This is a genomic window from Desulfovibrio sp. MES5 (genome assembly GCF_002237645.1).
GTDB lineage: Bacteria > Desulfobacterota > Desulfovibrionia > Desulfovibrionales > Desulfovibrionaceae > Desulfovibrio.
The window spans coordinates 23991-42748 of sequence record NZ_MJUZ01000009.1; the positions used below are offsets into that span (position 1 = coordinate 23991).

Here is an 18758-nt window from a genome sequence, read left to right on the forward strand (position 1 = left end):
GCTCTATTCTCCATTGTTGCCGTTGGTTGAAACACTGTTTTCTGCTTTCACCTGGAGCTTCCATCGAGGTTTTTTAAAGGCCTGAATAAGAAGAGGCATAGCCAGAAACGTGCATAGTCCGCCTGCAACCAGGCCCACATAGAGGGCAGGGTTGCCAATGGGCAGGTTGTGCGGTGGAAAAAATCCCACGATAAAGGCAAAGGCCACGCCCAAAAAGCCCAAGCCGCCGATAAAAAACATGCCTGTGAATCCGCCGGGTACACGGTAAGGGCGCGGCAGCTCCGGCATGGTTACGCGCAGCCATATGGCCGCGCTGAACATGAGCAGATACATGGCCAGATAAATGCTGGCCGTGAGTGTTGTAAGGATGAAAAAGGCCACGCTGACGCTTTCGACCAGAAAGTATACGGAGCTTAAGGCCAGAACGATGATGCCCTGTATGGCCAGCAGGGCTACCGGCGCGCCTGCCTTGTTTTCCTTGCCGAGCAGGGGCGGGGCTTCGCCCTCGCGTGCGGTTTGCAATATGCCCTTGCTCGGGCCGGACACCCAGGCCATGACGTTGCCCACGCCGCCAAAGGTTATGAGCAGGGCCACCACCGGCACAAGAAAGTCCAGATTGAACTTGTGCAGAATAAGTGAAAAAGCCTGCATCAGGCCTGCGGTAAGGCTCATTTCCTTTGGGGAAAGCACGGCGGCTACCGCCAGTGAGCCCATCAGGTAAATGACAAAGGCTATGGCCGCTGCCAGCAGCATGGCCACAGGGAAATCACGCTCGGGCTTTTTCATGGCCGTTGCCTGTACGCTCTGCACCTCAACCCCGGCGAACATCAGCACGATGCCAGCCAGAAAGGTCACGCTGCCAAGCCCCGACACGTAAGGGAAAAAGCGCGGATGCATATGCTCGCGCATCGTGTGTCCGTCCACCCGGACGTTGTGTTCCAGAAAGGCCACCGCATTGCCCTGATCCACCCAAAGCAGGCCAAGAATGATGATGAACAGGCTTGGAATGAGGGTGCCGATAAAGACGCTGTATTTCGTCAGCGCGTTGGTTGCGTCCGTGCCGCTGAGCGCCACGGCCGTGGCGCAGGCATAAATGCCTATGCTCGCCAGGCCCGTATACAGACCGCTTTGGGCCAGATGCGGGTCGCCCAGGCAGTAGGCCAGCGAGGCTGCGGAAAAACCCAGGATGGTGGGGTACCAGGCGAGGGTCTGCACCCACTGCATCCATATGGCCACAAAGCCCCAGCGCGGGCCAAAGGCCGCCTTGACCCATGCGTATACCCCACCCTTGTGCGCAGCAAAGGCGCTGCCCAGCTCCGCAGAAACCATGGCGGCAGGCAAGAGAAAGACAACCGTGGCAAACAGGATGTAGAAAATCAGCGAAAGCCCTTCGGCAGCCATCATGGGCAGGGCGTTGAGGCTGACCACCGTGCCCACGGTCATGAGGGCCATGGTCGAAATGGCTACTTTTTTTCGCTGCGCGGGCATGCATGCTCCCGGAAAGAGGTTCGATATGGACAGAGCGGGAAGGTGTCGGCAGGTGGTGGCACTGGTTCTTAAGAGGAATAGTTCCAATTAATTAAAGCTAAACATATTCTCGTATATTTGACAATATATTTACTTGTCTATTGCATGGGCGAGGAACCGGCGTGTGCTGCACAGATGTTTTTGCGGCACGCGCCGTATTTTTGGCGTTCTGCCTGCATTTTATAGTTGTTGCAGTTGAGCTTTCCAAAGGGATGCCTTTTCTGGCAGCCTGTGCGAACAGATGGTGGAATATGTAAATCGTAAAACCTATTGACCAAATAAAGGTTTTTACCTACTTTCATTTCAACTGGGAGCTATTATTAATTGTCAGTCAGATAACCAGCCTACACCTTCTGATTCCAGCCTGTTTTTCTTTCGTTTGAGTGGAATACGCACACAACCATAGCCGAGGAGCGCCACTATGGGAGAAGCAAAAGGGCAGTCGTCCGGATCCCAAATGACTATTGCCACAATTGTGGTAATGAATATCACCGCAGTCGTGAGTCTGCGTTTTCTTCCTTCAGAAGCAGAGTACGGCCTGGGAGCAATTTTTTACTTTGCTCTTGCGGCCGTTGTATTTCTTGTGCCCATGTCCCTTGTGGCCGCTGAGCTTGCCACTACCTATCCTGAAAAGGGCGGCGTGTTCCGTTGGGTGAGTGAAGCCTATGGCCCGCGCTGGGGCTTTTTGGCCATGGCCATGCTGTGGATCGAAGTCATACCCTATTTTCCCACGGTGCTGACCTTCGGGGCCGTTTCCATCGCGTTTATGGACCCCCACATAAGCATGGCCGAAACCATCGCCGCCAATAAATGGTACATCACGGGCTTTGTGCTTGTTGTGTACTGGCTTTCTGTACTTATTGCCCTGCGCGGCGTTGGCATCTTCGCGCGGGTTTCAAAATGGTGCGGTATTGTGGGCACCATCATTCCCGCAGGGGTCGTGGTCATACTGGGCTTTGCCTACCTGTTCTTCAGCGGCAAGCCGCCCTTGATCGAACTGAGCTGGAACGCGCTGCTGCCCGACTTTACCAACTTCGGCAACGTCGTGCTGGCCGCCAGCATCTTTCTTGCCTACGCGGGCATGGAAATGAACGCCGTTCACGTCAAGGATATGGACAATCCCACCAAAAAATACCCCATTGCCATCACCATAGCTTCACTCGGCACGGTGGCCATTTTTCTTCTGAGCACGCTTGGCATCGCCTTTATCGTGCCCAAGCAGGACATCAACCTTACCCAGAGTCTGCTGCTGGCCTATGACCTGCTGTTCAGATGGATCGACGCCGACTGGCTGGGCTCCGTGCTGGCCGTCATGCTGGCCTTCGGCGTGCTGGGCGGCGTGGTCACTTGGATAGCCGGCCCCAACACGGGTATGCTTGCAGTGGCCAAGGCCGGGTACCTGCCGCGCTGGTTCCAGAAGACCAACAGGTTCGGCATGGGCAGCCGCCTCATGATCGTGCAGGCGGTGATCGTGAGCATCCTGTCCATCACCTTTGTTGTCATGCCCTCGGTGCAGGCGGCATTTCAGATTCTGTCGCAGCTCACCGTCATTTTGTATCTTGTCATGTACATGCTCATGTTTTCCAGCGGTATCCGCCTGCGGCAGACGCAGCCGGACCGGCCCCGGCCCTATCGCGTGCCTGCCATGTATCTTTGGGCCGCCCTGGGATTTTTGGGGTCACTGCTGGCCTTTGCACTCAGCTTTGTGCCGCCGGTGCAGATATCCGTAGGCAGCCCGGAGAGCTACGTAATGTATCTTGTGGTGCTGGTGGTCATTTTTGTTGCCATCCCGCTGGTGATCTTCGCCATGCGCAAGCCGGAATGGCGTGACCCCGCCTCGGACTTCGAGCCGTTCACCTGGGAGAAGGAAAAGACCCAGAGCCAGACGGGGGCGCAAAACCCTGCTGCCGCAAATCCTCAGTCGTAACGGAGCGCATAACGCCGAGGGCGCAGGGCGGCAGCGCACAATGCCGCCCTGCGCAAAGGAAATGCCCATGCCCGATATTGAGAAAATCCAGTCCGTAGTGAACAGCGCCCACGCGCATTACAGCAAGGCTCCGGGCGGAGCCAATGCCGACTACATACCCTTTTTGGCAAATATTCCCAGCGATCTTGCAGCGGTGGCTGTTGTAACGGCGCAGGGGCAGATGGCGGCGACGGGCGACGCCCAGTACCGCTTTGCCATAGAATCCATTTCAAAGGTCTGCACCCTTGCCCTGGCTTTGGAGGATATGGGAAGGCAGGCGGTACAGGAAAAAATAGGCGTCAGTCCCACGGGGCTGCCGTTCAATTCTGTAATGGCCCTTGAACTGCACGGCGACAAGCCCCTGTCGCCTCTGGTCAACGCCGGGGCTATGGCTTCTGCCAGTCTTGTGAAGGCCGCCTCCCGGGAGGAGCGCTGGCAGCGCATCCTGGACATGCAGCGCAGGCTCGGCTCAAAGGATATCGCTATGTCCGACGAGCTTAACCGCTCGGAGCAGACCACCAATTTTCATAATCGGGGCATTGCGTGGCTTTTGTACGCGGCAGGCTACATGTACTGCGACCCTATGGAAGCCTGCGACGTGTATACGCGCCAATGCTCAACCCTGCTGACGACAGTGGAACTGGCCACCATTGGCGCGACCATTGCCGCCAAAGGACGCAACCCCATCACTGGAGAGCAGGTGCTCAAGCCTGAAAACTGCGCCTGCATTATGGCGGAAATGACCATGGAAGGCTTGTACGACAGTTCGGGCGAATGGGCCTATACCGTGGGGCTGCCCGGCAAGAGCGGCGTGGGCGGAGGCATTTTGACCATTGTGCCGGGCATTATGGGCATAGCGGCCTTTTCGCCGCCGCTGGACCCTGTGGGCAACAGCGTGCGCGGTCAGAAAATGGCCGCCTTTGTGGCCCGTGAGCTTGGCTATAACCTGTATAAATCCTGATGGTCTGTAAACGGCAGAGACTTCGCCTGACAAAGGCCTCGCGAGCAACGGCTCCGCATGGCTGAGTTCCCGCATGGTGACGATTTCGCATAACACCTAATTTGTATAACAGCAGTTCCGCATGACAAAGGGCCGCCTGGCGTAAACGCCGGGCGGCCCGATTTTTCTGGTTCAAGCGGTTTTGCGCTTTGAAGACGCCTGCAGCGCAGGCCAGCAGGCTCTAAAGCATTTCAACGTTCATCTTGCTTAGGAGCGGTTGGCGCTCTTGGCAAGGCCTTCGCCGGGCTTGATGATCTTGCTCACAGCAGCCACCATGCCCGCCGCATCGGCTATGTCCGAAGGGATAATGAGGCTGTTGCCCTGCTTGGCAATGTGGCCGAACTGGTCAATGTAGGCTTCGGCCAGACGCAGCTGGGCGGCGGCCACAGCGTCGTTGCCAAGCTGTTCACCCACGATGCGCAGGCCTTCGGCTGTGGCCATGGCCACGGTGCGGATCTGCGCGGCTTCGCCGTCGGCCTTGTTGATCACTGCCTGCTTGTCGCCTTCAGACTGGGCAATGGCAGCGGCCTTGGCGCCTTCCGCCAGGTTGATGCGTGATTGCATTTCGCCTTCGGACTGCGCAATGACGGCGCGTTTTTCGCGTTCCGCGCGCATCTGCTTTTCCATAGCTTCCATAACGGTGATGGGGGGCGTGATGTCGCGGATTTCATACCGCAGCACCTTGACGCCCCAGGGCGCTGTGGCGGCGTCCAGGGCTTCCACCACTTCCTGATTGATGCGCGTGCGCTCCTCAAAGGTGCGGTCAAGTTCAAGCGTGCCTATGACGGAACGCAGTGACGTCTGCGCCAGCTGGATGGCGCCCCATTCATAGTCCGAAATGCCGTAGGCGGATTTGTCGGGCGTGATGATCTGAAGGTAGAGCACGCCGTCGATGTCCACGCTTACGTTGTCGCGGGTAATGCAGGTCTGCTTGGGCACGTCCAGCACCTGCTCCTTGAGGCTGCGTTTGTAGGCGATAACATCCACAAATGGCACAAGAATATGAAAACCCGCGTACAGTACCTTGCTGAATTTGCCGAGCCGTTCCACCACGAAGGCGGACTGGTTGGGCACAACAACCGCTGTTTTGACAAGGACGATGATAACTAATACGGCCAATAGAAAAAGCCATCCGAAGCTGTTCATGAATTCCATAATTACCTCATGCATGTAGTGTAGAGCAACGTTACGTTAAAACTGCTCTTGGCGGCTGCGGGATCAGGCGCTCTCCGTGAAGGTGAAAGCGCAGTATGCCTGCGCTGTTACGGGTCGAAGCGGGCGTGTTGCAAGCCTGTGAGAATGTTTAGCGTCGAAGGGAATCCGCTCTGGGTCTTGCAGGCACGGATTTGCCCCGGGCAAGCATTCTGGCCGGGTATGGCGCTGTGCCGGTTGCGGTGCGGCGCTCGTGCGCGTTGCGGCGTGCGCAGCCATGCGGCGCTTGCGGGCGTTTTGAAAATTGGCTGGCACGGTTTGCGCCCTTGCTGGCTCGACTGGCCCGACTGGCGCAGAAGCCGCAGCTGTAGCGGCTGGCGCTGTTGTCGCTGCTGGCGTTGTTTGCCGCTTGTCCCATTTTGCGTGGCGGCGTGGCCATTGCCACGGGCATGCTCTGCCGCCCGGGAAAACCTATTTCAGGATACGGTCACGGGCTGCACGCGCAGCACAAGAGCATTGGCAGGATCAGCCCCCAGCACCAGTACCGGGCTGCCTGCCGCAATGTGTTCGTGGGCCGTGGCGCGCCAGAAGCTGCCGTCAATGCTGACCTCGCCCACTTCGCCGGGACGCAGGGCCTTGCTGACCACGCCCTGCCTGCCTGTCAGGAGGTGCGGAGCGCACTGTTCCTCGTCCTGCCCATCGCAGTTTGCGGATGGGTTGCGGCTGGAGCGCCCGCCAAAAACGGCCCGGAGGCGGCGGCGCAGAAACAGCAGGGTAAGAAGGGATATGCAGATAAAGACAACGATCTGCCACGCGAGGTCCGTGCCCAGCAGCGCGGCCAGGGCAGAAGCCCAGGCCCCCACGCCGAAAAAGAGCAGCACCATGGCCGGGGTCATGAGCTCGGCCACAAAAAAGGCCACACCCACGATAAACCAGAGAAGAGGCGCGTTCATGATATGTTCCGTGCGGTCAGCCGTGTGCGCCGGGGCGGCCTGTCGCTATTTGAAGGGGCGCGGAGGCGCTGCGCCTCCGTGCCCCTCTGTGAAAAAAACGGGCCGCTACTGTTGCGGGGCCTCGTCAATGTCGATTATGCGGCCCTGAAGCCAGATGTAGGCATCAATGGCCATGCCCGCTTCGGGTTCCAGATCGCCCAGGACCATCTTAGACGCATAGATGACCAGGCGCAGGGGCTCGCGGTTATCAAAGGGAAAGCTGACGAACAGCACCTTGACCGGCATGTTTTCCAGTTGGCTGTCCTGCACTTCATCAATAATGGCGCGCATCTGGTATTCGCAGAAATTGCGGCCAGGCATGATCATGTGGCGGTCGCTCACGTCCACCTGAAGGGGCGGCACGTCCAGACGGCCCTTGTCGGGGTTGGCCGCAAGCCACTGCTCTGCATAGGCCTCGTACTGCGGGCCCTGAGTGATGGTCATCTGGTCCAGCAGGGCCTTGCGCACCGCATAGGCCAGACCGGCCACCAGAAAGGTGTGCGTGACGCCGGGGGTAAGGTCTGCCCTGTCGCGGCCATACAGTGGATCAAAGAACCACATGGGGTTCTTGCCTTCAATCATGCTGACGGCCACGTTGGCGCCCATGCCGTTTTCCCACGGGTGCACGCCGTCAACCATAAGGTCATTGGGCAGACCGTCCAGCAGAGGCGTGGCGGAGGTAGGCGTGAGCTTTTCGCCTTCTTCGCCTGTCATCAGCACCGAGGCGCGCACGGGCTGATCCTGCGGCCAGGCCATCAGGATGTGGTCCATGTTGCCGCGTTTCCACTGCCATGAAGGGCGGGTTCCGCCTTCATGCAGAACCGTGCCGACAATCTGTCCCATAATTTCAGCCGGGTTGCGGCCCGTAAGCACTGCCCAGGCATCGCCAAGGCCTTCATAGTGCGTACGGTTTTTGCCTTCGGCAGCGGCCTGCGCGTCTTCGCGCGTCACGGCTTCCGCCTCGGCATTCCGGCTTGCGGAAGTTTCGTTGTCAGCGGTTTCAGGTGCTGTGTTTTCGATCTTTTTGGACATGGGAGCTTCCTTTACTGCTCTTTCAGCGGCCCGGCCAGGCGCTGACGCGCCCGGCCGGGGAATGCTTCAACTCAAGCCTCAGTTATACTGCGCGTTGAGAATGTCCGCCAGGCGGTTAGCGCCTGTCGCCACGGCCACCGCGGTCACGACCGCCACGGTCGCGATCGCCACGGCCCCTGTCGCCACCACGGTCGCGGTCGCCACGGTCAGAGCGGGGCGGGCGGGCGGTGTCTTCGGGGTTCCAGGGGTGGCCCTGTTCTTCCAGCAGTACGGCCTTGCGGCTGGCGCGGATACGGTCGCCATTGATTTCAATGACCTTGACCACCATGTCTTCGCCAAGACGCGCTACGTCGCCGGGCTGTTCCACGCGGTTAATGTCCAGCTGCGAAACGTGCACAAGGGCTTCCACGTTGGGCAGAACTTCAACAATAGCACCGATTTCCATGATTTTGCGCACCTTGGCGGTGTAGTTCTTGCCGATGTCGGGGCGCTGGTCGTAGTAGGAAACCATTTCGCGGGCTTTTTCAAGGGACTCGGCCGTGGGGGCGAAGATGGACACGCGGCCCGAATCTTCAATATCCACGGAAGCGCCGGTGGCCGCAGTGATGGCCTTGATGTTCTTGCCGCCGGGGCCGATGATGAGGCGGATGATGTCGGGGTTCACAAAAACTTCGGCATGCTGCGGGGCATAGCGCGAAAGTTCCTTGCGCGGCGAAGCGATGGCGTTGGCCATTTCTTCCAGAATGTGCAGGCGACCCTGACGGGCCTGCTGCATGGCGCTGCGCATGATTTCCGTGGTCAGACCCGTGATCTTGATGTCCATCTGCACGCCGGTGATGCCTTCGGCAGTGCCCGCGATCTTGAAGTCCATATCGCCCAGGGCGTCTTCGTCACCGAGGATGTCGGTGAGCACGATGAACTTGTCGCCTTCCTTGATGAGGCCCATGGCCACACCGGCCACAGGAGCGGTCACGGGCACGCCCGCGTCCATGAGGGAGAGCGAGCCGCCGCAGACGGCGGCCATTGACGAGGAACCGTTGGATTCCATCGTTTCGGACACCACGCGCAGGGTGAAGGGAAAGTCCGTCGCAGTGGGCAGCACGGGGCGCAGGGACTTTTCAGCCAGAGCGCCGTGGCCGATTTCGCGGCGGGACACGCGCACGGGCTTCACTTCGCCCACGGAGAAGGGCGGGAAGTTGTAGTGCAGCATAAAGCGCTTGGTGACGTCGCCGGTGAGGGAGTCCATGCGCTGTTCGTCAGTGGAGGAGCCGAGCGTGGCCACAACCAGAGACTTGGTTTCGCCGCGGCGGAACAGGGCGGAGCCGTGGGCGCGGGGCAGGAGGCCGGTCTGGATCTGGATGGGGCGCACCGTGGTGGTGTCGCGGCCATCAATGCGCGTGCCTTCGTTGACGATGCGGGCGCGCACCAGCTTCTTTTCAAGGCCGGACAAAATGTCGCCCACAGCCTTGAGGGCGGCTTCGTTTTCGGCCCAGGCGGCGTTGGCCTTGAGGGCCTCCATCACCTTGTTTTTGACTTCTTTGCGGGCGTCCTTGCGGGCCATTTTTTCAGGCACGCGCAGGGCTTCTTCCATGCCGTTGGCAAGGGCCAGCTCATGCACGAGGGCCACCAGGGCCGGGTCGTCTTCATGCGGGGTAAAGGCCATCTTGGGCTTGCCGCAGAGCTCGCGCAGCTTGTGCTGGATTTCCACCAGCGGGAGAATCTGCTGACGGCCCCATTCGAGGGCGTCGATGATCACGTCTTCGTGCACAAACTGGGCGTCGCCTTCCACCATGGTGAGGGCGTCGCCGGAAGCGGCGAAAACGATGTTAAAGTCGCTGAGGGCCTGCTGCTCAAAGGTGGGGTTGAGCACGAACTGGCCGTTGACGCGACCAATGCGGCCACCGGCCACCGGGCCTTCAAAGGGCAGGGGGGACAGCATGATGGCCGCCGAAGCGCCCGTGAGCGCCAGCACGTCGGACTCGTTTTCCTGGTCAGCGGAAATGACGCTGGCGAGCACCTGCACGTCTTCGTTCAGGCCCTTGGGGAACAGCGGACGAATGGGCCTGTCGATCAGGCGTGAAACCAGGGTTTCGCGCTCGGACGGACGGCCGATTTCGCGGCGGAAGAAGCTGCCGGGGATGCGTCCGGCGGCGTACATTTTTTCGGAGTATTCAACGGTAAGGGGAAAGAAGCCCTTGTCGAATTCCAGCGGCTGCGAGCAGACGGTGACGAGCACCACGGTGCCGCCGCACTGAATCCAGACTTCGCCGTGGGCCTGATTGGCCATACGGCCGGTTTCCAGAATAACTTCCTTGCCGCCAACCTGGCAGGTGAGGCGTGTGGGATTGAAAATATCTTGCAACATATGAATTCCTTTGCATGGGCGAAGGGGATTCCGGCAAAAGCGGGCAAAGTGGCGTGTCCCTGCCTGATTTTCCCGGACCCCCCTTCAGACGTTGTGCCCCATCGGGGGCAGTTTGCGTGCATTAGAGCATTTTTACTTTGAAAGTGCTCCGGCGACTGCGTGAACAGCCGCCCGCTGCCAAGGCGTAAGCGCAGTTGATTTGCGCGGTTAAGCGCCGAAGCGAGCGTGTCGTAAGCTTTGAGAATGGATATTCTCAACGTTACTCTGCTCTAAGTGGCAAGGGGGAAGCCTCAGGCTCCCCCCTTGCAGCCAAAAGCCTTACTTGCGCAGGCCAAGCTTCTCAATCAGCGCACGGTAGCGCTGAACATCGGTCTTCTTCAGGTAGTTCAGAATATTGCGGCGACGGCCAACAAGCTTCAGCAGGCCCGTACGGGAGTGAAAGTCCTTCTTGTGCTCTTTGAAGTGACCGGTGAGGTCTTCAATACGGGCAGTAAGCAGGGCAACCTGCACTTCGGGGGAGCCAGTGTCGCCTTCGTGTTTGGCGTGGGCGTCAATGACCGCTTTCTTCTGATTTACATCCATTACCACAGCAGTTCTCCTTGAGTAAGGCTGTTACGGGCGTGATGGCCCTTAGTTCCAAAGTCCCCGCAACACGGCCCAGCAGGGCCCGGCGGCTGTAACTTCGCGCTTTGCCAGAGCCAGGGCCTGGCCCTGTTCCATCAAAAACGCGAGGTCTTCGCCGTCGCCGGAGTCAGATTGCGACGTCCGGCAGGGCACCGCGATGCCGTTGCGCACGCGGGCGGCTTCTTCCAGCGTCAGATCCACCCTGGGCCAGTGCGGCAGCGCATCCTCCACAGGAATGACGCAGCTAGGCAACAGGGTGGGATCAGCCGTGAAATCCGCCGGATCGCGGGCCACATCGAGGCCGAAGGGGTGACTATACTCCCGGGTCAGTTCCGTGAGCACGGCTCCGCAACCAAGTCGCTTCCCCAAGCTGTGGGCCAGGGAGCGTATATAGGTGCCGGAACTGCATGCGACCCGAAAGCGCACAAACGGCAGGCTTGTTTCAAGCACTTCCGCCTGTGAAATTTCCATACGTTTGATCTTCTGCGGGGCTTCAAGCCCCTTGCGGGCCAGCTTGTACAGTGGCTGGCCTTCATGCTTTGCGGCGGAATAGGAAGGGACGGGCTGTTCCGTCAGATCAAGCCAGGCCGCCACCTCGCGCCTGACGTCTTCCATGCTGATGTGCTGCCAGGGGGCTTCTTCAAGTACCTGGCCTTCGATATCCCAGGTATCCGTGGTCTGCCCGAGGCGCAATACGCCGCTATACACCTTGCCGCCCCCGGACAGAAGGTGCCCGGAAAGCTTGGTGGCCTGCCCCAACAATACCAGCAGCACACCGGAAGCCAAAGGGTCCAGCGTGCCGGCATGGCCGATTTTTTTCTGCCCCAGCCTTTTGATGGCTGTAAGGCAGCGGGCCGAGGTGGGCCCGGAGGGCTTGTTGAGCACAAGTACGCCGTGTTGCTGGGGCAGGGCATATGTCTTGCCATCCCGCAGGGTTGTGGGAGTGGCGGCATTGCCTGACCCAGAGCCGGAGTCGCGCTCCGGCGTGCTGGAAGGTGATTCCGGCTGGTCCTGACTGTGGCAGAACTGTGCTAGTGTATCTTTATTAACCATACGCAAGTGGCAACCATATCCTCTGCTCTGTTATAAGTCAAAAGATATGGCCAGCAGCGCCGGGTTATTTTGGCATGGCGCGCTGTCGGGCGATATTTTGTGGGTGGAACACAGCGCGCGGCGCTCTGTGCGGCTATGTGGACGTCTTTTTCAAATTGTCCAGATAGAGGCCGATGTGGTCCAGCAGTTTTTGTCCGGCTTCTTTCAGCGGCATGCGCAGGGTGCCCCCTGCGGCGTTGAAATGTCCGCCGCCGTCCAGATCGGCGGCAACGGAGCGCACGTCAATGTCGCCATAGGAGCGCAGGCTGAACTTGCACAATTGGGGGCTGTCTTCGCGCAGCAAGGCTGCAACCTTGACGCCGTGCAGGCGGCGCAAATGCTCCACAAAGCCTTCCATATCCTCTTTGAGGGCCTGGCAGCGGCTCAGGTCTTTCAGCCGCACCTGACAGAAGCCCACCTGCCCGTCATGCGTCACGCGGGAGTTTTCCATAAGCAGCCCCCACAGACGCCAGCGCCCAAGGCTCCAGTTATTGTCCAGCTGTTCCCGCAGCCAGGGCAGGTTGCAGCCGTTTTTCACCAGATGCGCGGCCAGCGAGAGGACATCGGCGCTGGTATTGCCGTGGCAGAAGCCGCCAGTGTCGGTGATGAGCCCCAGGGCCACAGCCAGGGAAAGATCGCCGGTAAGGGGAAGCCCCGCCGCCATTGATACGTAGGCCACAAGCTGGGCCGTGGCGGCCGCTTCGGTAACCACCCAGTTATCCCTGCTGCCCATGCCGTCGCCGCCAAGGTGGTGGTCAATATTCACGCTGTCGAGCCGGGGCAAAAGCCCGGCCAGTTCAGCGCCCAGGCGCTCAGGCTCGCCGCAGTCGAGCAGAACCGCGCACCGGGGGGTGAAGGGCGGATGCTCAAGGGTTGTGTGCACCACGGCAGGCATAGGAAAAAAATCCAGATATCCTGGTAGCCTGGGGGTGGCGTAGAGCATGAATTCCTTGCCCATGTCACGCAGGATGTGCCCCACTGCGGCAACGGACCCGGCAGCGTCGCCGTCGGGGTGGACATGGCCCGCCACAACGATCTGGTCCATCTGGCTCAGGGCTTCAGCTATCTGACTGGCCTTCTTGGCGTAAGGCTCGGGTATGGCATTAATCTGCTGCATATATTTCTACCTGACTTTCCACCATTTCTTCCGGGCAGACGGCCTCCATCATAAGCGCGCATTTGTCCATGCGGCTACGTAAATGCCCTTCGTTGTTGGAAATGGAGACAACGGCCAGACGCAGGCTGCTCAGGCTGTTTTCTGTGCCTGCCTCCGCTATGGCCACGTTAAATTTATTGCGTGTTTTCTGCTTCAGACTGTTGGCAACGCGGCGCTTGGCCTTGAGATTGTCATTGCCGTGCAGGCTGAATTCCACTGTGAGTACTGCCATGAACATGGGGTTATACGTATTTCGCGGCCCGGAGGAGGGACGGTTAATTTTGGCGGCTTGGGCTGTGGCGGCCCGAGGGTGGGGCCGTTCTTTGGAGCAGCGCAAACCCGAAATGGAGACCGAAATTCTGCCCGAAACGCTTCGGCAGCGGGCCCGACATTGCGAAAAAAAGCAATGATGCTGGCCCAAAAATGTGGCCTGTCGAGAATGGTATCTGTTGGCGATAGATAATGCCAGCATTTTCATTACGAAATGCTCAGTGGGCCATTCTCGCGGCTTCCTGCCGTGAAAACGCGGTTGTGCCGCGCGTGCGGGCAAGCGCTGTAACCGGGGTAGAAACCTCTGCCATCCGCTTCAAGATATCAGGGCTCTGGCGGCTGCGCAGTCGGGCATTCTGCCTGAAAGCAGGCGCGCCCTGCACCCCGCTGCCGCGCCAAAACCAATGTGTGCGGCAGCATGATTGTTCTTTACATTTGTTTGCCCCGGAACAAACAGCCCTAAACGCGATTGCCCACAGAGTCCGTGACAGCGGCCGCGCAGTGAATGCGTTTGCGCTGTCTATGCCCGCTGCGGCCCGCCAAGGCTGCCATGCTCCGACCCCTGGGAATATGCCGGGCCAGCCCTGATCCTGTCAAAAACCGGGGGAAGGAGAGCCTTGTGCAGGCCTTCCTTCCCCCAGAGAGTTCACACTTCAATTTTCACGCAGCGGCCTGCCGGGCAGTTCCCGCAGCGTGGCAGTCGTACTGGCTGTTTACAGCGTCGCCGCTTCTTCGACCGTTTCGAAAGCTTCGATGCGGCAGCCCTTACGCCGAAGGCGTTAGGGATGGCGACAGCAGATGCGTGATGCACCTGCTGCGCCCCAACTTTCTACAGCGTTGCCGCTTCTTCGACCGTTTCGAAAGCTTCGATGATGTCGCCAATTTTGACGTCATTGAAGTTTTCGAGGCCCACGCCGCACTCATTGCCCTTGACCACTTCTTTGGAGTCATCCTTGAAGCGCTTGAGGGATGAGATCTTGCCCGTGTAGACCACCACGCCGTCGCGCAGCAGACGTACGCCGGCATTGCGGGCGATTTTGCCGTCGGCCACATAGGAACCGGCGATAACGCCAACCTTGGGCACGCTGAAGGTGTCGCGCACTTCGGCCTGGCCGAGGTACACTTCACGCTGCACAGGAGCGAGCATGCCCGTCATGGCGCTCTTGATATCGTCCACAAGCTTGTAGATGATCTCATAGAAGCGGATATCCACATTCTCGTGTTCGGCCACGTCCTTGATCTTGGAAGTGGGCCGCACGTTGAAGCCGATGATGATGGCCTGCGAGGCCGAAGCCAGCAGAATATCGGATTCTGTGATGGCGCCGGTACCGCCGTGCACCACGTTGATGCGCACCTTTTCGGTGCTCTGCTTGAGCAGAGCTTCGGTGATGGCTTCCAGGCTGCCCTGAACGTCGGCTTTGAGCACGAGGTTGAGGGTCAGGGTTTCCTGATCGGACTTGCGCTGCGACAGGAAGGTTTCCAGAGTCACGCGGGATTCCGAAGCGAGGTCGCGTTCACGCTGCTTGATGGCGCGCGAGTCGGCAATACGGCGGGCCAGCTTTTCGTCGCTGACCACAAAGAATTCCTCACCGGCTTCCGGCACGCCTTCAAAGCCCTGCACTTCCACAGGCAGCGAGGGACCGGCGTCCTTGACCTTCTTGCCCTGATCGCTCATGAGGGCGCGCACACGGCCAGAGAAGGGGCCGCACACGAAGTTGTCGCCCTGGCGCAGGGTGCCTTCCTGAATAAGCACGGTGGCCACAGGGCCACGGCCCTTGTCCAGCTTGGCTTCCACAATGTGGCCGCGGGCGAGCTTGTCGGGATTGGCCTTGAGTTCCATAATTTCGGCTTGCAGAGCCACCATTTCCAGCAGTTCGTCCAGACCCATGCGGGTCTTGGCCGCAACCTTGGCCACGATGGTGTCGCCGCCCCATTCTTCGGCCTGGAGGCCCAGTTCGGCAAGTTCACGCAGGACGCGGTCCGGGTCGGCCCCGGGCTTGTCCATCTTGTTGACGGCCACCATGATGGGCACGTTGGCTGCGCGCGAGTGGTTGATGGCTTCGCGGGTCTGCTCCATAACGCCGTCGTCGGCGGCCACCACAAGGATGACAAGGTCCGTCACCTGAGCGCCACGGGCGCGCATGGCCGTAAAGGCTTCATGGCCGGGCGTGTCGAGGAAGACGATTTCCCCACGCTTGGTCTTCACATGGTATGCGCCGATGTGCTGGGTGATGCCGCCAGCTTCGCCGCTGGTGACGTTGGTCTTGCGGATGGCGTCAAGCAGCGAGGTTTTGCCGTGGTCCACATGGCCCATAATGGTCACCACGGGGGGGCGCGGCTTGAGGCTTTCGGGCGCGTCCACGTCCTTGGGGGTCAGGTAGTCGTCTTCGGAGAAGCCGACTTTTTCCACTTCATAGCCAAATTCGGAAGCGACCAGGGTGGCCGTGTCAAGGTCCAGGGCCTGGTTGATGGTGGCCATGATGCCAAGACCAAAGAGAACCTTGATGATCTCGTTGGCTTTGAGACCCATCTGGTGGGCCATGTCGGCCACACGGATGGCTTCCGTGACGCGGATCTTACGCTTGGCGGCCTTGAGCGGCTGCGTGGCAGTGGCTGGCGCGGGCTTGCCGCCCTTGCGACGACCCTTGCCACGGCTCAGACGCACGCTGTCGTCATCGTCACGGCGAACGGAATCACCCTGCTGAAAGTCAACGGTACGACGGCCCTTGAGGCGTTTTTTCTTGCTCTGACCATCGCGGCTGTCCGTGGGCGACGCGGGCGCGGCCTGCTGGCCGAATCCGCCACCGCCGCCAGGACGGGGACCGCCGGGGCCGGAGGGGCGAGGGCCGCCAGGGCCAGCGGGACGAGGTCCGCCAGGACGCGGGGGCCTGCCGGCATTGTCGCCGCGCGGGCCGCCGGGGCCGCCAGGGCCGGAAGAGCCGGGGCCGCCTGCGGGGCGTGCGCCCATGGGACGCGAGGGCCGTTCCTGCTGGCTGCCGGGAGTGGGCCGTGAAATGATGCGCACCTGGGGGGCGGCAGGAGCCTGCCCGCCATCAGCTCTGGCCGCGCGACGGGGCGCGCCATCGGCGTCATCGGCGTTGTCTGAATCTTTCCAGGCTTCCGCGCGGGCTTCGGGGGCACGCTGGGGCAGGGTGGGCGCGGACGAGCCCTCAGGCATGGCGGACGCGTCAGGGCGCGCCACGCGGGCAGCCTTGGCCGCCTTTTCAGCCTCGCTCTTTTCCTGGGCCTTTTCGGCAGCCCTTGCAGCCTTTTCAGTGGCCTTTTCTTCGGCTTCATCAGCGGCACGGGCGGCAAGCGCAGCGGCCACGGGTGAAACTTCAGGTGCCTTGGGCTTTTTTTCCACCACAGGCTCGGGCTTCTTTTCTTCTTCGCCGGGGCGGCTGATAACGCGAGCCGCAGAAACGACCCTGGCCTTGGTGGCCTTGGGGGCATCGGCGCTCTCGGCCTTTTCGGCCACAGGTTCGGCTTTTTCCGGAGCTTTGCGGGGGCTGGCAGCCGGGGCTTCAGCCTTGGGCGCAGGCGCGGCTTCCGCCACAGCTGGGCTTGCGGCTTCCGCTGGCTTTTCCACGGCTTCAGGGGCGCTCACTTCCTTGACTGCAGAAGCGGTTTCCGCTGCTTCTGGAGCATCGGCCTTGTCCGCATCCTTACGGCGACGCCGTACGATGACGTTGGGGTGAGAGCCGGAACGCTCGGCATCCGCCTGTTTTTGTTCGGCAAAATGTTCGCGCACGCGTGCCGCCTCCTCAGTGCTCAGGGAACCAGCCATGCTTTTTGCGGACGTGTTCAGCTCGCGCATTACGCGCAGCATGTCCTTTTGAGCCACGGCCGGAAATTCCTTGGCAAATTCCGATACTTTAATTTTTTCTTCAGACATGTTTACCCCCCTTGCGCCGTGTTCCGGGCCTGAACTTGGCGAACCTCGCCGCGCATACGGCATCGGAACAGAGATACCAGCCCCTGCCAGGTCTGGTCTTTTCAGCGTCAATAGTCAAAATTCCCTGGGTCGTCAGTACATGGCGGGTCAGCTGGGCCTTGGCGAAGCGTCGGCGGCATATGATGCACATGCGTACCGGCCCCTGCACGGTTTCAGCCGTGTTCTGCCCATCCACCACGACAGCGCCCCTAAGCCTGCTCATCCTCGTCGGCGTTGCCGTCAGCCTTGTCCTGGCCGGAGTTCTCATCAGCAGAATGCACCTTGCCCAATTCAACGGCAGAGGATTCAGGCGTGCTTTCCACCACCGGAGCCAGGAAGTTGATGGCCGAACGCAGGTCGGCAATGCGGGACGCGCTGATGGTCAGCTTGTCTGAAAGCTCCTGGTCCGTGGCCTGGCGCAGCTTGTCAAGCGAGCTGAATCCCGCGTCAAGCAGAGCCTCGATGGATACTTCGGCCACACTGGCCACCTGCTCAAGACCGTGCCCGATGGCATTGGCCTCGTTGTAGCGGGTCTCGGTAAATATATCGACTTTCCAGCCCAGAAGCCTGGCTGCCAGCTTGACGTTCTGCCCCTTGCGCCCGATGGCGTTGGTGAGCTGGTCGTCCGGCACGATGACTTCGAGCAGGTTTTCTTCTTCATCTACTACTATGCGCGATACCAGGGCCGGGGCCAGGGCATTGCGGGCGTAGGTGGCTATGTCGGCGCTCCAGACAACGATGTCGATGCGTTCGCCGTGCAGTTCCTGCACGATGTTCTGGATGCGCGAACCGCGCACGCCAACGCAGGCGCCAACCGGGTCAACGTCACGCTCGCGCGAGAGCACCGCCACCTTGGCGCGGGAGCCGGGGTCACGGGCCACGCCCATGATCTGCACAACGCCGTCGTCCACTTCAGGCACTTCACGCCGAAAGAGGGCGGCCATATAGTCGCGGTGCGAGCGTGAAATGACGACCTGCGGGCCGCGGCCCTCCTGGCGAACCTCGATAATGAGGGCCTGCACGCGGTCGCCGCGCTTGTAATGCTCACGCGGGATCTGTTCTTCGCGCGGCAAAATGGCTTCGGTGCGGCCCAGGTTGACCACCCATCCGCCCTTGTCGCGCCGCTGCACGATGCCTGAAACGATTTCGCCCAGGCGATCTTTGTATTCGCTGTAAATGATTTCCTGTTCAGCGTCGCGCATGCGCTGGATGATGACCTGCTTGGCGGACTGGGCGGCGATGCGTCCCAGGTCTTCCACCTTGACGCGGAAGCCCATTTCGTCATCCACCTGAACGGAAGGATCGTGGGCCAGGGCTTCGGTCAGTTCAATCTGCGTGTCCGGGTTGGCGACATCGCCATCGGCCATCACGATTTTGAACTGGTAGACCTCAATATCGCCCGTTTCGTCATTGTAGGACACTTCCACGTCCATATCTTCGCTGAAGCGGCGCAGCACTGAGGTGCGCACCGCATCTTCAAGCGTATCAATGAGCATGTTGCGGTCAAGGCCCTTGTCTTTGCTGATCTGGTCAATGGCCTTTTTGAGTTCAAGATTCATGAGTGCCTCCGGCTGCCGCCCAGGGCGGCGTAAAATCGCTTATTCCGGCTGCGGCGCATGGGCCGCCCGTACTGCCGCGCAGTGCGGCT

At 60.3% G+C, this 18758-nt stretch carries 14 protein-coding genes; 2 read left to right on the forward strand and 12 right to left on the reverse strand.

Translation table 11 applies throughout. The features are described 5' to 3' along the window. Window positions 1-3: 3 nt before the first annotated feature. Window positions 4-1488, reverse strand: coding sequence for an amino acid permease (locus BCS36_RS02955; RefSeq protein WP_291301434.1), 1485 nt, complete (start codon window positions 1486-1488; stop codon window positions 4-6). Window positions 1489-1984: 496 nt separating this feature from the next. On the opposite strand from BCS36_RS02955, the gene gadC reads away from it, so the two are divergent. After that, window positions 1985-3454: a putative glutamine/gamma-aminobutyrate antiporter GadC gene (gene gadC, locus BCS36_RS02960; protein WP_291301435.1), complete on the forward strand. Its 1470-nt coding sequence runs from the start codon at window positions 1985-1987 to the stop codon at window positions 3452-3454. A 67-nt stretch (window positions 3455-3521) separates the two neighbouring features. Then, window positions 3522-4454 (forward strand): glutaminase A, encoded by a 933-nt coding sequence (glsA, locus tag BCS36_RS02965; protein ID WP_291301436.1) that lies wholly within the window; start codon window positions 3522-3524, stop codon window positions 4452-4454. Between the two features lie 246 nt (window positions 4455-4700). Here glsA and BCS36_RS02970 read toward each other — a convergent pair whose 3' ends face one another. The 11 genes from BCS36_RS02970 to nusA form a co-directional block, all read right to left on the reverse strand. Continuing rightward, entirely contained in the window at window positions 4701-5648 is a 948-nt protein-coding gene (locus BCS36_RS02970; RefSeq protein ID WP_291301437.1) for an SPFH domain-containing protein, read from the reverse strand. A 473-nt stretch (window positions 5649-6121) separates the two neighbouring features. After that, window positions 6122-6598 carry an NfeD family protein gene (locus BCS36_RS02975; protein WP_291301438.1) on the reverse strand — a complete coding sequence of 159 codons (477 nt, stop codon included), beginning with the start codon at window positions 6596-6598 and terminating at the stop codon, window positions 6122-6124. A gap of 105 nt (window positions 6599-6703) precedes the next feature. Beyond that, window positions 6704-7669 carry a hypothetical protein gene (locus BCS36_RS02980; RefSeq protein WP_291301439.1) on the reverse strand — a complete coding sequence of 322 codons (966 nt, stop codon included), beginning with the start codon at window positions 7667-7669 and terminating at the stop codon, window positions 6704-6706. A gap of 115 nt (window positions 7670-7784) precedes the next feature. Then, window positions 7785-10031 (reverse strand): polyribonucleotide nucleotidyltransferase, encoded by a 2247-nt coding sequence (gene pnp / locus BCS36_RS02985; protein ID WP_291301466.1) that lies wholly within the window; start codon window positions 10029-10031, stop codon window positions 7785-7787. Window positions 10032-10352: 321 nt separating this feature from the next. Next, complete coding sequence (gene rpsO / locus BCS36_RS02990) at window positions 10353-10616, reverse strand: 30S ribosomal protein S15 (protein WP_183720798.1); 264 nt, start codon at window positions 10614-10616, stop codon at window positions 10353-10355. 48 nt (window positions 10617-10664) lie between these two features. Continuing rightward, window positions 10665-11567: a tRNA pseudouridine(55) synthase TruB gene (gene truB, locus BCS36_RS02995; RefSeq protein ID WP_291301467.1), complete on the reverse strand. Its 903-nt coding sequence runs from the start codon at window positions 11565-11567 to the stop codon at window positions 10665-10667. A 277-nt stretch (window positions 11568-11844) separates the two neighbouring features. Continuing rightward, a complete protein-coding gene (locus tag BCS36_RS03000) occupies window positions 11845-12867 on the reverse strand; it encodes a bifunctional oligoribonuclease/PAP phosphatase NrnA (RefSeq protein WP_291301440.1) in 1023 nt (340 codons plus the stop codon). Then, the gene (locus tag BCS36_RS03005) at window positions 12854-13144 is read right to left on the reverse strand and encodes a DUF503 domain-containing protein (RefSeq protein WP_291301441.1); all 291 of its coding nucleotides are present in this window, start codon (window positions 13142-13144) and stop codon (window positions 12854-12856) included. Before BCS36_RS03005 ends, BCS36_RS03000 begins: the two co-directional genes overlap by 14 nt. Window positions 13145-14005: 861 nt before the next feature. Next, window positions 14006-17071, reverse strand: a complete 3066-nt coding sequence (gene infB, locus BCS36_RS03010; protein ID WP_291301442.1) for a translation initiation factor IF-2 — start codon at window positions 17069-17071, stop codon at window positions 14006-14008. Then, window positions 17064-17333 carry a YlxR family protein gene (locus BCS36_RS03015; protein ID WP_291301443.1) on the reverse strand — a complete coding sequence of 90 codons (270 nt, stop codon included), beginning with the start codon at window positions 17331-17333 and terminating at the stop codon, window positions 17064-17066. Before BCS36_RS03015 ends, infB begins: the two co-directional genes overlap by 8 nt. Next, complete coding sequence (gene nusA / locus BCS36_RS03020) at window positions 17320-18669, reverse strand: transcription termination factor NusA (RefSeq protein WP_291301444.1); 1350 nt, start codon at window positions 18667-18669, stop codon at window positions 17320-17322. Before nusA ends, BCS36_RS03015 begins: the two co-directional genes overlap by 14 nt. Window positions 18670-18758 lie beyond the last annotated feature (89 nt).

Bases quoted from the DNA above. Each gene is read 5' to 3' on its own strand.
- gadC (WP_291301435.1), top strand. From the start codon at position 1,985: ATGACTATTGCCACAATTGTGGTAATGAATATCACCGCAGTCGTGAGT.
- BCS36_RS02975 (WP_291301438.1), bottom strand. From the start codon at position 6,598: ATGAACGCGCCTCTTCTCTGGTTTATCGTGGGTGTGGCCTTTTTTGTG.
- BCS36_RS02955 (WP_291301434.1), bottom strand. From the start codon at position 1,488: ATGCCCGCGCAGCGAAAAAAAGTAGCCATTTCGACCATGGCCCTCATG.
- BCS36_RS03015 (WP_291301443.1), bottom strand. From the start codon at position 17,333: ATGAGCAGGCTTAGGGGCGCTGTCGTGGTGGATGGGCAGAACACGGCT.
- infB (WP_291301442.1), bottom strand. From the start codon at position 17,071: ATGTCTGAAGAAAAAATTAAAGTATCGGAATTTGCCAAGGAATTTCCG.
- rpsO (WP_183720798.1), bottom strand. From the start codon at position 10,616: ATGGATGTAAATCAGAAGAAAGCGGTCATTGACGCCCACGCCAAACAC.
- BCS36_RS02980 (WP_291301439.1), bottom strand. From the start codon at position 7,669: ATGTCCAAAAAGATCGAAAACACAGCACCTGAAACCGCTGACAACGAA.
- glsA (WP_291301436.1), top strand. From the start codon at position 3,522: ATGCCCGATATTGAGAAAATCCAGTCCGTAGTGAACAGCGCCCACGCG.
- BCS36_RS03005 (WP_291301441.1), bottom strand. From the start codon at position 13,144: ATGTTCATGGCAGTACTCACAGTGGAATTCAGCCTGCACGGCAATGAC.
- nusA (WP_291301444.1), bottom strand. From the start codon at position 18,669: ATGAATCTTGAACTCAAAAAGGCCATTGACCAGATCAGCAAAGACAAG.
- BCS36_RS03000 (WP_291301440.1), bottom strand. From the start codon at position 12,867: ATGCAGCAGATTAATGCCATACCCGAGCCTTACGCCAAGAAGGCCAGT.
- BCS36_RS02970 (WP_291301437.1), bottom strand. From the start codon at position 5,648: ATGGAATTCATGAACAGCTTCGGATGGCTTTTTCTATTGGCCGTATTA.